Source organism: Allobaculum sp. JKK-2023 (assembly GCF_034745455.1).
Lineage (GTDB): Bacteria > Bacillota_I > Bacilli_A > Erysipelotrichales > Erysipelotrichaceae > Allobaculum.
The window spans coordinates 2,439,959-2,455,083 of sequence record NZ_JAYERV010000003.1 but is presented as its reverse complement, the minus strand read 5'-3'; the positions used below and the strand labels follow the sequence as shown (position 1 = coordinate 2,455,083).

The following is a 15,125-nucleotide window of genomic DNA, read 5'->3' as shown; positions in this document are numbered from 1 at the left end:
AACTCAAAAAGACAGGATCGGAAAGGAAATTTCATGAATACAAAAACCAGATTACTTTGCGGCGTTCTTTCCCTCTCTTCGCTCGGACTTCTTGGCGGCTGCCAGAATACCAGTTCGAAAGCCGCCGCTGTGGATACATTTTTTACCGCCTACAACCGGCTTTGCGAAGCCAGTTCTTTAGAGGCCGAAGGAACAATTGAATTCAGCGGCCTGGAAACCGGTTTTTCAGCCGCCTACACCTCAAAACCGCAGGCAGTCGCCATCAAAGCCACTTCATCCGGTCTTCCCCTCGCCTCCTTTTACATACGGGATGGCAAGACGTATCTCGATTATTTAGGCACCCGCTCTTCCTCTGTGGCTGCCAATCTTGGCCTTACAGATGACAATGGGTTCCATCTGCCCAATCCTTTTCTGGAATTAAGCCGGGATGAGCGTGAGGCTTTATTTGATTCGGCCAAGGTGGAGGGAGATGTGTACACATTCACGTTCAGCCCGTCCAAAATCAATACCTTGCTCGATTCCTATGGCGCCCTGTCCATTGAGCAGGGCATGCTCGAAGCCGAAATTGTCGATGGTCAGATGCGTTCGGTCGATCTCGATTTGCATGGTGTTTATGATATTCAAAGTGCCAGCGCCGATTTTGATCTGGAAGCTGAAATCAAGATTCTGGCCATGGACGAAAATGTCGTCGTTGCTTTCCCCGATGATTTAAGTACATGGGGACAGGAACAGTCAAACGACCAATAATTCACAAAACAGACAGGAATCAGGAAGGATAAACTATGCAGACAATCAAAGAACTGCTCAAGATCGGTCCCGGACCATCAAGCTCCCATACCTTTGGCCCGATGCGGGCGGCCCAGGACATGCTTCAAAGTGCGCCAAAGGCGGATGCATTTGAAATTGTTCTCTATGGCTCACTGGCTTTAACGGGCAAGGGCCATTTAACCGATGCCATTTTGAAAAAGACCCTCAAAGGCAAAAAAGTCAGCATTGAGTTTGACTGGAAAACCCCGCAGGAACATCCCAACACAATGACCATCAAAGCCATCAACTCCGATGGCACATCCCTGATGCGAACCTATGTTTCGATTGGCGGCGGCAAGATTATGATCGATGGCCAGATGCCAGAAAGTGCCAAAGACATCTATCCACATACAACGCTCGATGACATTCAGGCTTACTGCAAGAAAAACTACCTGCGCCTGGATGAATACGTCACCCAGGTTGAGGGCAAGGAGATTGATGCCTATATTCTCAAGATTTACAAAGCCATGATCAACTCCGTTAAAAAAGGCCTGTCCAAAACCGGTCGGCTGCCTGGTAAGCTCAAACTTGACCGGGTGGCCTATGCCCTGTTTGAATCCGCCCAGTCCTGTGACAACGAAGCCGATAAAGATGCCCTGCTTTTACAGAGCTATGCCTATGCAGCCAGTGAACAGAATGCGTCAGGCGGAACGGTTGTGACCGCCCCGACGATGGGATCGTGCGGTGTGCTTCCCTCGCTTGTTTATCACTACGCAATGGATAAAGAAATGCCCCGCAAAACCATTCTGAACGGCTTAAAAGTGGCCGCCCTGATCGGAAACCTGATCCAGGAAAATGCGACCATCTCAGGCGCCAAAGCGGGCTGTCAGGCTGAAGTCGGTGCTGCCTGTGCCATGGCTGCGGCGTTTTGCGCCAGCTGCGATCGAATGAGCAATGAGCAGATTGAATGTGCCGCTGAAATCGGTCTGGAACATCATCTGGGGCTGACCTGTGATCCCGTTATGGGCTATGTCATGATCCCGTGTATTGAACGCAATGCGGTCGCCTCCACGCGGGCTGTCGATGCAGCCAGACTGGCTAAGTATCTGCGCAATGTGAAGAAAAACCGGGTTTCCTTTGATATGGTTGTGCGCACGATGAATCTGACCGGCAAGAAACTGCCCATGGAACTCAAAGAGACTTCTCTGGATGGCCTGGCGGTCGTTGTCATGGAAGATGGCAAATATGGCCAGCCTGGTCCAATGATGCACCAAGGCGCAGATAACGAAGACGACGAAGGCGATGACAACTAAGATTCGTCAAAATCCAACCTTTGCATGCAGACACTCAGAATCAACACCTTCCAAGGGTCTTTCTGGACTGGCTTTGTTTCAGTCAGAAAGACCTTTTTTGATTTTGTCTTTCCATGATGTTCTTTTTGACAGTTCAATCTTCTAACCTTCAGGGATGAAAAGATTCAGGGATGGAAAACATCAGATGGATCAGATGGATGCAAGCCATCGTTTTTCAAAGTCAGGCAAAGCATAAATGTAAATTGTTACATTCCGTTAATATGAAATGTTATTCATTCCGGTCTTTATTCCATCTTTTCACATATTCATGTTTCACATTAAAGTTCTGTAGAGTTCGAAAAAGACTTCTCTATCCGCATACTCTGTCCCTTATACTGAAACTGGAAAAAGGAGGGGCATATGTATTCATTTCTGAACCCTGAAAGCAGACCGGAACCTGTCAGTGCCCAGGAACTGACTGAACTGGAAGAACGTTTTGATCTTCATCTTCCTGAGGTTCTAAAAGACTATTACATGAAGTACAACTGCCAGACCATCAAGCCCGTCTGTCTTCGTGCCGGACAGGAAACCTTTGAAGTCTATGGCATGCTGCCCCTGTTCAGCGGCCCGATGTCAGTGGACCACATTCTGGAAATCTGCCAGACCTCCAACCTGTTTGGCAAAGGCTGCTTTCCCTTTGCGATCTCAGCAGAAGGGGATGATTTTGTCTATGACACCTTTACCAAGAACATCTACTTTGTTCGTCTGGACGACCTTCATCACCGGCAGAAAATCTGTACCGGCATCGATCATTTTTTCTATCTGCTCAACCAGACTGCGCAAAATAGCTGAATTCTCAATCCTCAATCTTCAATGCTGGAAACAGAACTATTCTTTATTCTTCAGCTATCCTTCAGTCTCCCTTTAGAAAAGAAACGAAAAGAACTGCCCGCGGGCAGTTCTTTTCGTTTCTTTTCTCTTGGAATCCAAAGCCCAAACCTGCAGGATTAAACAGCGCTCTGGGGTTCTGCCTGCTCTTCTTCGATTGGAGCAGGAACAGGAGTCCTGGCCAGATATTGCTCTTTGGCATGAATTTCACCCGCCTGCGTCAGCGCATATTTCGTCAGGGAGGGGCCGGCCAACTCATAAATCATGACACCAAGCAAAACAATGTTCCGGATCAGCTGGCCTTCCGCTCCCATGCGCTGGCCAACTGTTGCCGCCATCCCTAAAGCGACGCCAGCCTGCGGGAACAATGTAATTCCAAGCCACTTCTGGACTGCCTTGGAAGAATGAGCCAGCGCAGAAGAGAAACGGGCGCCAAAGTACTTCCCCGCACAACGCGAAATAATATAAATCAGGCCGACGATCAGTACGGGAAGATTGGCGAAGGTGGCCAGGTTGAGTTCGGCACCGGATAAAACAAAGAATAAGGTCATCAATGGGGCCGACCAGCGATCCGCCCGATCCATCAGATCCGCCGACTTCTTGCAGCAGTTGCAGAAGACCGTACCCAGCATCATGTTGACCAACAGTGCCGACAGCGAAAATTCAATCGAACCCACATGGAATTCGATGGTGGCAATCGTAACGCCGAAAATAATAAAAGCAGTAATCAGCGAGATCCGGTTGCGGTTGGAATGGAAAATCCGGGCAGTATGAGTGAGCAGCCAGCCAAGAGCACCCCCGGCAGCCAGCGAGCAGACAATTTCGAGCAGCGGACCCGTCAGCAAAGTCAGAAGATCAGCCGAAGCGCCATCCCCAAGATTCATCGCAATGCCATAGCTTGCCGCAAACAGGACCAGCCCCACCGCATCATCTAAAGCCACAACCGGAAGCAGCGTTGAAGTCACTTCCCCTTTGGCCTTATACTGACGGACAACCATCAGCGTAGCCGCTGGCGCAGTCGCCGAGGCAATAGCCCCCAGAATGAGTACATCCCTCAGAGTAAGCGTTTCAGGGATGATCAGATGAACACCGAACAGAACCAGATCGACGACCAGGGTCGTACAGACCGCCTGAATGATCCCGATAATGACGGCCGCATGACCGGTCTTGCGCAGATGGGACAGACGGAATTCACTGCCAATCGCAAAAGCGATAAAGCCTAAAGCGACATCATTAAAAGGGCTGAGAATTTCAACATCCTCAAACGTGTGAAATCCAAGACCTGGAATATTCAAGGCCCCAAGCAGGCAAGGGCCAAGAAGCAGACCGGCGATCAGATAAGAGGTGACATCCGGCAGCTTGAACTTGTTGCCAATCCGTGTGACCAGAAGGCCAAGCAGAATCGCAAAGGCAACACTGAGAGCATAATTCATGATTTTTCCTTCCTTCACTGCCGGAACAGAAGAGCAGCACTCTCTTCGTCTGGCAGGTTCATTGTTTCCAGTTGAAACATTTTGCGTATTCCAGTTTGCGACGGATCGCCAAAAGTTCAAGATCTTCCATGAATTCCTGGATAAATTCGAGGGCTTTTTGGAAAATAATGGAGCGCTTTCAGCTTTTTATGGGAATCTGGCTTTCAATTCTCTGCTTTTTATGGACTCAGTCCTTGACTCTTTTCCACAGACCATCCTGCCAAAACCGGGCAGGAAAATCCTTTCGAAACGTCTTTTCTGCTCTTTTGGGCAAGAAAAAAGAGGTTCTGGACGCTTCCCTGATTGGGAGGTTTTAGAACCTCTGTTTTTTACTTTTCAAAAGGATCAGAAATCAGTCTGTTTTTTTCGCTTATTGGGCATCCTCAAAACTTAACAGAGTAAATCCTTCTTTGCCAAGAATGTCTTCCGCTTTCTCTTTGGCAATGGGTCCTTTGGTTTTAATCAGGATTTCAGCCGCACTGTCATTGAGTTCATAGACATTGATCGAGTTGATCGAAATGCCCTGGTTTGCAAACAATGAACTGACTTTTCCTAAAATGCCAAGACCTTCCGGAACGCGGATAACCAGACGGCTGCCTTTCTTGTTCCAGGCCAGCATATCCAAAAACGCGCGGAAAATATCGTTCTGCGTCAGAATGCCAACAACTTTGTTGTCGTCATCCACAACCGGCAGACAGCCGATGTCGTGCGCGAGCAGTTTATCGGCAGCCTGTTCCATCAGAGCATTCTGATTGATCGCAATTGGATGTTTAACCATTACGGTACGGACTTCTGTTTTGGATAACAGATAGTTGAGTTCGTAAATACTCAGGCTCGTGGCTGTATTATCCGCCGCAATCATGCCTTCAGTGATCAGCCCCACCAGCTGATCTCTGGAATCTACAACCGGGATACGGTGGATCTTGTTGAATTTCATCAGATCGATGACCGCTGAAATCTTTTCATCCGGACCGACCGTGATCGGATTTCTGGTCATAAAATCGTTTACACGAAACATAGGATCTCCTTTGTGCGTTTTGCACTCTCAGGCGCTGGCGCCTTTTTACTTGGCGGATCCGCCCAGGTAGGCGTTCTGGACATCTTCCGATTTGGCCAGTTCAGCGGCTGGCCCTTCCAGAACGACTTTTCCGGTTTCCAGAACGTACGCATAGTCCGCAACAGAAAGGGCCATGCGGGCATTCTGCTCAACCAGCAGAATGGTCGTTCCGGTTTTCTGGATATCAGAAATGATCGAGAAGATTTCCTTGACCAGAATCGGGGCCAGACCCATAGAGGGCTCATCTAGCAAAAGCAGACTTGGGCGCGCCATCAGTGCCCGGCCCATTGCAAGCATCTGCTGCTCACCGCCGGACAGCGTTGAAGCATCCTGGTTTTTTCGTTTTTCAAGAATTGGAAACCGTTCATAGATCTTCTTGAGATCGTCAGGAAGGTTTTTCTTATCTTTTCTTAAGTAAGCCCCCATCATCAGGTTCTCATAAACAGAAAGGCCTGGGAAAACATGCCGGCCTTCCGGAACCTGGACCAGCCCGCTCGATACGATCGAACGCGGAGAGGATTTATAAATGGAGTTGTCCTGGAACAGGATTTCTCCGCCTGTTTTCTTAACAATACCGCTGATCGCATGCATCAGGGAAGTCTTTCCGGCCCCGTTTGCTCCGATCAGGGTCACAATCTGACCCGGTTCAACTTTGATGGATACCCCTTTGAGGGCCTCGATAACGCCGTAATGGACGTGCAGATCTTTAACTTCCAGCAGGCTCATCTTAAATCTCCTCTCCAAGGTAGGCTTTGATGACAAATTCGTTGTTCTTGATCTCTTCAGGAGATCCATGGGCAATCAGCTGACCATAATTGAGAACGAAGATGTTTTCGCAAAGGCTCATGACCAGCGACATATCATGTTCAATCAGAACGATTGTCAGCTTGTATTTATCCCGCAGATGGTAAATCAGCTTCGTCAGATCATCGGTTTCCTGCGGGTTCATGCCGGCAGCCGGTTCATCCAGAAACAGAATCACCGGTTCAGTGGCCAGCGCCCGGGCAATTTCCAGACGACGCTGTTCACCATAGGGCAGGTTGGTCGCCAGTTCATTGCGCTTGCGGTACAGACCGACTTCCTGTAAATATTCACAGGCTTTTTCTTCAATCCAGCGTTCGGCATTGTAAAACTTGGATGTTCTTAACAGGGCCGAAGGAAGACCATAGCCAGCATTTTTGTGCATGGCCAGCTTGACGTTTTCCAGAACCGTCATGCTTTTGAAAAGACGGATGTTCTGGAAGGTCCGGGCCAGGCCCAGTTCGGTGATCTTGTAAGGCTTCATGCCGCCGATCTGTTTTTTCTTGTTATCGATGTTGAGCTCAATGAGGCCTTCACTTGGCTCATAGACGCCCGTTAACAGGTTAAAGAACGTGGTTTTGCCAGCCCCGTTTGGACCGATCAGACCAACCAGCTGTCCTTTTTCAATTTTCATGTTGATGCCGGAAACAGCTGCCAGACCACCGAAGTTTTTTGACAGATTGGTGACTTCAAGAATTGGTTCCATCAGGCTGCCTCCTTTTTCGCGGCGCGCTTTTTCATCCAGCGCTCAATCGAAAGTTCCCAGGAACCCAGGATACCCTGAGGACGGAAAATCATCATGAGAACCAGAGCCGCACCATAAATAATCATGCGCAGGTCTGTGAACTGCTGCAAATACATATTGAGAATACCGATGACAATGGCAGCCAGAACAGAGGCAGACATCGAACCCATACCGCCAAAGACAACCATAACCAGAATGTCAATCGATTTATTGAAGGTAAACTGGTTTGGATTCAGAACATAGAAATAGTTGGCAAACAGGCTGCCGGCCAGTGACGCTAAAATTGCGCCGACCACAAAGGCAATGACTTTATATTTGGTTGTATTGACACCCATGGCTTCAGCGGCGATTTCATCGTCGTTGATTGCCCTGGCCGCCCGGCCCGGAGCCGAACGCACAAAGTTCGTGCAGACGATCACCGAAACCACAACGGCCGCAAACAGAATCGGCCAGGTCGTCAGTTTTGGAATTCCGGTCAGACCGGCTGCCCCATTGGTAATTTTCATATTCTGGATGCAGATACGGATAATTTCCGAAAAGCCCAGCGTAACAATGGCCAGATAGTCCCCGCGAAGCCGCAGCGTTGGAATGGAAACGATCAGCGCGGCAATACTGGAAATGGCAAAACCAACCAGAATACCAATGACCATACCGCCATAGTTGGGCATCATGCGCGTCACAATCCCCGCACAATACGCACCGATGGCCATAAATCCGGCATGTCCTAAAGAAAACTGCCCGCAGATTCCGACAATCAGGTTCAGGGAAACCGCAAGAATCATATTGATACAGATCGTAAACAGGGTGGATTCATAGTAAGAGTTGATGACCCCCATACTGATCAGAACCTGGATCAGGGAAAAGACAAACAGAATCAGGACGGTCCAGACCATATTGGTTCTGGAATATAACTGTCTGGCCATGGACTACACCTTCTCTCTTTCGTTTTTGCCAAACAGACCGGTTGGCTTGATGATCAGCACCAGGATCAGGATGGCATATACAATGGCGTCACGATACAGCGAGGAGCCATAGGCAACGACCATGGTTTCGGCAATACCGATAAACAAACCGCCGACAAGGGCACCCGGAATCGATCCGATTCCGCCAAATACAGCGGCCACAAACGCTTTCAGGCCTGGAACCATACCCATTAATGGACTGGCGGCGTTGTAATACAGACCTACTAACATACCGGCTGCCCCAGCCAGGGCCGAACCGATTAAGAAGGTCATGGAAATGGTGTTGTCCACCGAAATTCCCATCAGCTTTGCGGCATTTTCATCCGCGGATACGGCGCGCATTGCGCGGCCGATTTTTGTTTTCTGAATAATAAAGGTCAGCAGAACCATCAAAACAATTGTGACGGTAAAGATAACCATCTGAATGTACGTGATTTTAATCGGGCCAAAAACCCAGCTGGTATCTGGCAGAAGCTTCGGGAAAGTCTTAACCGAAGTTCCCATGAAAAACTGGGTGGTGTACTCGATGACGTAGCTGACACCAATGGCGGTAATCAGCGCGGTAATGCGAGGGGCTTTGCGAAGCGGTCTGTAGGCGACGCGCTCAATAAGCACACCGAGAATGCCGCACACAATCATGCAGACCAGCAGTGCGGGAAGAAAACTCATGCCCATATAGGTCGTAACAAAAAAGGCGGTATAGGCGCCAATCATATAGATGTCACCATGGGCGAAGTTGATCAGTTTGATAATTCCATACACCATCGTGTAGCCAAGAGCGACCAGGGCGTAGATACTGCCCAAAGAAAGCCCGTTGACGATCTGTTGAAGAAACTGGCTCATATTGGATTGGACTCCTTCCTAAAAAAATGCAGGGGAAGGTTTCCCCTGCAGCGGATTTCATTATTCAGCTTTTACTTCTTTGACGTTGGACTGAACGCCGTCAACCAGTTCGACAACCAGAACAGATTTGACTGGAGTGTGGTTGGATTCGTCAAAGCTGAAGGATCCTGTAATACCAGAGAAGTCAGCTTTTTTGATCGCTTCGTTGAGGGCTGCACCTGTTTCGCCAGAAGCTTCAAGGCTGGAGAGCAGCAGGTTGGTTGCATCATAGGAAAGGGCAGCAAACATGCTTGGATCTTCGCCATATTCAGCTTTGTAGTCTTCGATGAATGTTTTCAGTTCATCAGATGGATCGATAGCGGTATAAGCCGTTGTGTAGTAGATGTTATTGGCTGCATCTGTGCCCACCTGGTCAATGAAGTCCTGAGAGTCAAAGCCATCAGCGCCGATGATTGGTTTGTCAATGCCATCTGCCTGAGCTGCTTTCACGATCTGGGCAGCTTCGTTGTAGTAACCGCCGATATAGATACCGTCGAAATCTTTGTCTTTCAGTTTTGTGATGAAGCTTGCGAAATCTTTGTCGCCAGACTGGTACTGCGTTTCATCAACCACTTCACCGCCTAAAGACTTGAATTCCTCGGAGAAAGCTTTTGCCAGTCCGTTTCCATAGTCGGAAACTTCGTTGATGACTGCAACTTTGCGTAAACCAAGATCGTTGTAGGCATAGTCAGCCATTCCTTTGCCCTGGTAGCTGTCTTCGAAGCAAATCCGCCAGGCATATTCATATGGAGTACCGTCCTGTTTCATCATGGCATCTACCTGGGTAGCAGATGGAGAAAGAACAGGAGTCGCTTTGGAAGTTGCAAATTCATACGTTGCGATGGAGCTTGCGGAAGTAGCAGGTCCTACAACACCGACAACACCATCCTGTTCAATCAGTTTCTGGATTGCGTTGATGGATTCAGCAGGTTCGCCTTTGTCATCGATTTCAACGCCTTCCACTGTGAAAGGTTTGTCCTCTCTTGCATTAAACTGATTGATCGCAATTTTGGCACCGTTAAGTTCCTTTGTACCGTAGTCAGCAACGCCGCCGGACAGTTCAAAGTTCAGGCCGATCTTAACAGTATCACCAAGAGCTCCCCCAGCTGTGCTTGCCGTACTTGCAGTTGAACTGGCCGTACTTGCAGCTGTGGAGTCATCAGTGGAGCCAGCAGCAGAGCTGGCAGTTGAGGAAGCAGATCCTCCTTGTGAGCAGCCAGCCGCCATAGCAGAAACTAATGCCATCGCAGCAGCTGATTTCCAGATGTGTTTGTTCATTCGTATCCTCTTTCTATAAAAGATAGACCAAAGTTTAAACACAATCCTTCAGAAGCACAATCACGATTCACAAACTCAATGAAAATTCGTATTATTTTCTGAAAAAAGACGATTTTTTCTTACAGAAAACCAGCAGAATCCAGAGAAATGAACAATTTAACAAAGAATGTTCATTCCTGCTTTTCAAAAATCGCTCGTCACTTTTTCCAAAATTTTCCGCCTTTTCCATCAAATCCCGCCAGAATCCGGGCTGAAGTTGGATTTCCAATCCAATTGCGCAGTCTGTTCGTTCTTTTCAAGGGATAGTGCTTCGAAAAGCGAGAAATTTACAGGGGATTTTTTATGGAATGGGAAGATTTTCGAGAATGTGGAAGGTCTTACGAAACAAGAATTCCTGTCTCTTTCTCGACTGGATCACAAAAGCAAAGCCATTCCAAAAACAGGATATTCAAGACAGAAAGGATTACAGAATCAGACACAGGCCCAATAAAACGAAAAAAAAGCCCTGTCGCATGACAGAGCGGATCAAAACGAAGGCAGACAGAATTCAGCTGGTTTCCAGCTTTCCTGCTGACATTTTTACCTTTTCAATGACTTAGATCAACAGCCGGACAATCGCCAGCGCACCGCTTTCCATCCAGCCAATCAGGGTAGAACGCATAATGGATAACGGACTGCTCAGAATGCCCGAGAAAATAACAACCATAAATAACAGGTTCACCCAGGCAGGCGGGTTATTCAGACGGAAATACTCACGGTCTGGTAAAAAAGCCCAGAACACTTTGGCCCCATCCAGCGGCGGGACCGGAATCAGGTTAAAAATTCCAAAACCAGCCGACAGGATGGCAGTCGTGGAAAGCGTCGAGATCAAAAACGACCCTACAGCTGTGCTGACAAAGCCACCGGTAAAATACACCAGGATTTCAAAAATCAGGATGCACACAAACGACAGAATAAAGTTTGCCATCGGGCCGGCAAAAGCTGTCCAGACACTTCCCGCTTTTGGATCTTTATAGTGCCAGGGATCAATGGGCACTGGTTTGGCCCAGCCAAATCCAAACAACAGCAGACAGAGCAGACCTGCCCAGTCAATATGCGCCAATGGGTTTAACGAAACCCGCCCGCGATTTCTGGCGGTCTGGTCGCCCAGCCAGCTGGCCGCCAGGGCATGCGCCATTTCATGAACTGACATAGCCAGAATGACCGCAATAATCTGGATAATGATCATCCGGATATTCATCGATCGAAACATAGATAACATCGAACTGACAATCTCCTTTCTGGCCAGAGGCCATTCGATTGTTTTCCCTCAAAACAATTCCAAACAACAGAATCATCCAGACGGGATACATTGAGTTTTGCAGATTTTTCTAGAAAAGCCAACGAACAATGTATCATACTCACCAGATATCGCAACCATCGACTGACTGCTGCAATGAGTAACTGCTGCAATACCGGCACTCCATTTCTCTTTCGAATCGCTTTTCTGCTCACCTGGCTTTCTGCTTTTCAAAACCATCTGCTCTTTACAATCTGTCTTTACTTCCAGAATGCTTCTTGCCTCTTCTCTCATTTTCTTCTTGCCAAAGAAAAAGTCTGTTCTTTCTGCAAACAGAAAGAGACAGACTGAATTTTAAACGTTAAAGCGGAAATGCATGACGTCGCCATCCTGAACGACGTAATCTTTCCCTTCCACCCGCAGTTTGCCGGCTTCTTTGACGGCCTGTTCGGTTTCGAGTTTGTCGATATCATCAAACGCATAGACTTCCGCCCGGATAAAACCGCGTTTGAAGTCAGAGTGAATGACACCGGCGCAATCCGGCGCTTTCATGCCGCGTTTAAATGTCCAGGCGCGGCATTCATCCGTTCCCGCTGTCAGGAAAGTGCACAGGTTCAATGCGCTGTAAGCAGCCTGAATAAGCGTATCCAGACCCGATTCAGGCAATCCCAGATCTTCCAGGAAGGCTTCTTTTTCTTCTGGTTCAAGACCAGAGAGTTCTTCTTCCAGACGGGCGCAGATTGGAACAATGTTGGCCTGTTCGGCATCCGCAACTGTTTTTAATGCCTGATAGTATTCATTGGCCTGGGGATCAGCAAAACCTTCGTCATCCATGTTGGCCACGTAGATGACCGGTTTCATCGTCAGCAGTGAATAATTGCGTACAATCTGTTTTTCATCCTCTGTGAACTCTAACGAACGGGCCGGGTTTCCGGCTTCAAGGTGCGGTTTGAGGCGGGAGAGCACAGCCATTTCTTCCTTGGCGGATTTGTCACCGCTGGAGGCTTTGCGCTCCACTTTGGCAATCCGGTTTTCGATGGACTGTAAGTCAGCCAAGATCAGCTCAAGATTGATGGTTTCGGCATCCCGTTTTGGATCAATGGAGTTTTCAACGTGCGTGATGTTCGGATCCGCAAAGCAGCGGACAACATGACAGATCGCATCGGTATTGCGGATGTTGCCTAAAAACTGGTTGCCCAGTCCTTCCCCACGGGAAGCCCCTTTGACCAGACCGGCAATATCGGTAAATTCAAAAGTGGTATAAATCGTTTTCTTCGGCTGAAACAAAGCCGACAGACGCTTTACACGGGCGTCTGGGACTTCAACAACGCCAACGTTTGGCGAAATCGTCGCAAACGGATAGTTGGCGGCTTCAGCCTGGGAGTTGGTAATGGCATTAAACAGAGTCGACTTGCCAACATTTGGCAGTCCGACAATTCCAGCTGTTAATGACATGAAAATCTTCCTTTCTACATTCAGATCCTCTTGATCTGTCCTCAGCAGCTTCTGCCCTTTTCAGGCGTCAGGCATAACCAGGATTCAAAATCGGACAGTTTGCACAGCCACTGAGTTTTCGTTCTTCAATAAATCATCTGGATTCGTTCGAAACGGACTTTCGGTTCGAAACTTCCTTATTCTTCCAAACTCGGATCCGCTTTGCGGACGATTCGTTTGAGCTTGCTTTCAAATTTGGAACGGGGCATCAGAACGCTGCTCTGGCATCCAAGACACTTGATCCGGATATCCGCACCCATCCGAATGATTTTCCATTCTTTGGACAGATGGCAGGGGTGTTCTTTTTTCATCTCTACGATATCCCCAAGATCATAATTCCATTCAGTCATTTATTTATTTTCCTCGTGTTTTTTCCAGGCTTCGATGGTATTTTCCAGAAGCATGCACACGGTCATCGGCCCTACACCCTTGGGAACCGGCGTGATAACCGAGGCGATTGGTTCGACATCGGAAAAGAGCACATCGCCTTTGAGCTTGCCATCGACGCGGTTGATCCCCACGTCAATCACAACAGCGCCGGGTTTGACAAAATCTTTTGTGACATATTCTGGCTTGCCAATGGCCGCAATCAGAATATCCGCTTCTTTACAGATATCGGCTGCATGGGCAGTGCGCGAGTGAATCGTCGTCACTGTGGCGTTTTTCTTCTGGAGCAGCAGACCGACCGGTTTGCCAACCAGATTGCTGCGGCCCATGACCACCGCCCGTTTGCCAGACAGATCATCCAGACCGGCTTCTTTTAAGATCGCCATGACCCCTTTTGGAGTGCAGGGAACAAATCCTTCTCGATCGAGCACCAGCGCGCCGGCATTAGCCGGATGGAGTCCATCGACGTCTTTATCCGGTGAAATTGCCAGTAAAGCGGCTTTTTCATCGAGTCCCTTGGGCAGCGGCAGCTGAACCAGAATGCCATCAACCTTGGGATTTTCGTTTTCAGCCTGAATGACTTTTTCCAGTTCGGCCTGGTCAATATCGGCCGGCAGATGAATGGTCCGGTTTTCAATTCCGATTTTATGGCAGGCATTGGCCTTGGAACGAACATAGGACTGACTGGCCGGATTGTCGCCAACCAGAATCACAGAAAGGCAAGGCAGTCTGTCACCCTGTTCAATTAAGCGGTCGATCTTTTCTTTCATCTGGCCCTGCAATTTGACGGCCAGTTCACTTCCATATAAAATCATAGGCTTCCTCTTCTTTTTTTTCTCATACCGTAAGACCAGTTTTCTTCTGGATGGGCATTCGATCAGAATTTGAGTTCTTTACTGTCCAGAACAATGGTGATCGGGCCATCGTTGAGCAGGTCGATTTTCATATCGGCCTGAAAGATGCCGGTTTCGGTGTGAATCTGCTCTTTGAGAAGAGCATTGAACTTATCATACATCAGACTTGCTATTTGCGCAGGCGCCGCTTCGCCAAATCCCGGCCGGTTGCCCTTTACGCAGCTCGCATACAGGGTAAACTGCGAAATGGAAAGAATGCTTCCGCCCACCTGCTGCACATTCAGATTCATTTTGTCCTGCTCATCCGTAAAAATGCGCAGGTTGAGAATTTTATGAATCATCTTTTCAAGAGTCCGGTCGGTATCGTCAGGCGCAAAGCCGACAAACAGGCACAGGCCATTTTCAATGGCGCCAGTCACCTGGCCATTCACCGTGCAGCTTGCATGGCTGACACGCTGTAAGACAACTCTCATTCAGGATCCCTTTCTAACAGGCAGATGGCCATTGCCGCCATTCCTTCCTGACGGCCAATAAAGCCAAGTTTTTCGCCGCGCGTGGCTTTGACGGAAATCTGGTCAAGACCAGTATGCAGGGCTGTGGCGAGATTTTCACGGATCGCCGGAATATAAGGAGCGATTTTGGGCTTTTCAGCCAGAATGGTCGCATCCACATTGCCGATCGAATAGCCTTGTTCTTTCATCAGCTGATAGATGTGTTCCAGCAGAATCATGGAGCTGATTCCTTTATAGGCTGGATCCGTATCCGGAAAATGACTGCCCAGATCCCCAAGGGCAAGGGCACCTAAAATGCTTTCGCCAATGGCATGGGTGAGAACATCGGCATCCGAATGACCGACCAGTCCTTTGGAAGAGTCGATCTCTACACCACCAAGAACAAGCCGGCGTCCTTCTTCAAGAGGATGAATATCGATGGATTGTCCAATTCGAAACATACAGAGGCTTCCTTTCTATGAAAAAAGACCAGAGA

The 15,125-nt window shown here is 48.5% G+C and carries 16 protein-coding genes; 3 read left to right on the top strand and 13 right to left on the bottom strand.

The window, feature by feature from the left end; all coding sequences use genetic code 11:
• The first annotated feature begins 33 nt into the window (after nt 1–33).
• The 3 genes from U4956_RS09930 (at nt 34) to U4956_RS09920 (ending at nt 2,891) form a co-directional block, all read left to right on the top strand.
• Complete coding sequence (locus U4956_RS09930) at nt 34–747, top strand: hypothetical protein (RefSeq protein WP_323090501.1); 714 nt, start codon at nt 34–36, stop codon at nt 745–747.
• Nucleotides 748–782: 35 nt separating this feature from the next.
• Entirely contained in the window at nt 783–2,060 is a 1,278-nt protein-coding gene (locus tag U4956_RS09925) for an L-serine ammonia-lyase, iron-sulfur-dependent, subunit alpha (protein ID WP_323090499.1), read from the top strand.
• Between the two features lie 399 nt (nt 2,061–2,459).
• Nucleotides 2,460–2,891 carry an SMI1/KNR4 family protein gene (locus U4956_RS09920; protein ID WP_323090498.1) on the top strand — a complete coding sequence of 144 codons (432 nt, stop codon included), beginning with the start codon at nt 2,460–2,462 and terminating at the stop codon, nt 2,889–2,891.
• 155 nt (nt 2,892–3,046) lie between these two features.
• Here U4956_RS09920 and U4956_RS09915 read toward each other — a convergent pair whose 3' ends face one another.
• The 13 genes from U4956_RS09915 to ispF form a co-directional block, all read right to left on the bottom strand.
• Nucleotides 3,047–4,360, bottom strand: a complete 1,314-nt coding sequence (locus U4956_RS09915) for a cation:proton antiporter (protein WP_323090497.1) — start codon at nt 4,358–4,360, stop codon at nt 3,047–3,049.
• A gap of 409 nt (nt 4,361–4,769) precedes the next feature.
• On the bottom strand, nt 4,770–5,417 hold the full coding sequence (locus U4956_RS09910; RefSeq protein WP_323090495.1) for a CBS and ACT domain-containing protein: 648 nt from the start codon (nt 5,415–5,417) through the stop codon (nt 4,770–4,772).
• A 45-nt stretch (nt 5,418–5,462) separates the two neighbouring features.
• Complete coding sequence (locus tag U4956_RS09905; RefSeq protein WP_323091492.1) at nt 5,463–6,176, bottom strand: ABC transporter ATP-binding protein; 714 nt, start codon at nt 6,174–6,176, stop codon at nt 5,463–5,465.
• 7 nt (nt 6,177–6,183) lie between these two features.
• A complete protein-coding gene (locus U4956_RS09900; RefSeq protein ID WP_323090494.1) occupies nt 6,184–6,963 on the bottom strand; it encodes an ABC transporter ATP-binding protein in 780 nt (259 codons plus the stop codon).
• Nucleotides 6,963–7,925: a branched-chain amino acid ABC transporter permease gene (locus U4956_RS09895; protein WP_323090493.1), complete on the bottom strand. Its 963-nt coding sequence runs from the start codon at nt 7,923–7,925 to the stop codon at nt 6,963–6,965. Before U4956_RS09895 ends, U4956_RS09900 begins: the two co-directional genes overlap by 1 nt.
• Before the next feature lie 3 nt (nt 7,926–7,928).
• The gene (locus tag U4956_RS09890) at nt 7,929–8,807 is read right to left on the bottom strand and encodes a branched-chain amino acid ABC transporter permease (protein ID WP_323090492.1); all 879 of its coding nucleotides are present in this window, start codon (nt 8,805–8,807) and stop codon (nt 7,929–7,931) included.
• Nucleotides 8,808–8,867: 60 nt separating this feature from the next.
• Nucleotides 8,868–10,124, bottom strand: coding sequence for an ABC transporter substrate-binding protein (locus U4956_RS09885; RefSeq protein ID WP_323090491.1), 1,257 nt, complete (start codon nt 10,122–10,124; stop codon nt 8,868–8,870).
• 595 nt (nt 10,125–10,719) lie between these two features.
• Nucleotides 10,720–11,385, bottom strand: a complete 666-nt coding sequence (locus U4956_RS09880) for a site-2 protease family protein (protein WP_323090490.1) — start codon at nt 11,383–11,385, stop codon at nt 10,720–10,722.
• A 372-nt stretch (nt 11,386–11,757) separates the two neighbouring features.
• On the bottom strand, nt 11,758–12,858 hold the full coding sequence (gene ychF / locus U4956_RS09875) for a redox-regulated ATPase YchF (protein WP_323090488.1): 1,101 nt from the start codon (nt 12,856–12,858) through the stop codon (nt 11,758–11,760).
• 176 nt (nt 12,859–13,034) lie between these two features.
• On the bottom strand, nt 13,035–13,247 hold the full coding sequence (locus tag U4956_RS09870) for a DUF951 domain-containing protein (protein WP_323090487.1): 213 nt from the start codon (nt 13,245–13,247) through the stop codon (nt 13,035–13,037).
• Nucleotides 13,248–14,099 carry a bifunctional methylenetetrahydrofolate dehydrogenase/methenyltetrahydrofolate cyclohydrolase FolD gene (gene folD / locus U4956_RS09865; protein ID WP_323090486.1) on the bottom strand — a complete coding sequence of 284 codons (852 nt, stop codon included), beginning with the start codon at nt 14,097–14,099 and terminating at the stop codon, nt 13,248–13,250. It abuts the gene before it with no gap.
• Nucleotides 14,100–14,161: 62 nt separating this feature from the next.
• Nucleotides 14,162–14,611 (bottom strand): D-aminoacyl-tRNA deacylase, encoded by a 450-nt coding sequence (dtd, locus tag U4956_RS09860; protein WP_323090485.1) that lies wholly within the window; start codon nt 14,609–14,611, stop codon nt 14,162–14,164.
• Nucleotides 14,608–15,090: a 2-C-methyl-D-erythritol 2,4-cyclodiphosphate synthase gene (gene ispF, locus U4956_RS09855; protein ID WP_323090483.1), complete on the bottom strand. Its 483-nt coding sequence runs from the start codon at nt 15,088–15,090 to the stop codon at nt 14,608–14,610. Before ispF ends, dtd begins: the two co-directional genes overlap by 4 nt.
• Nucleotides 15,091–15,125: the final 35 nt, after the last annotated feature.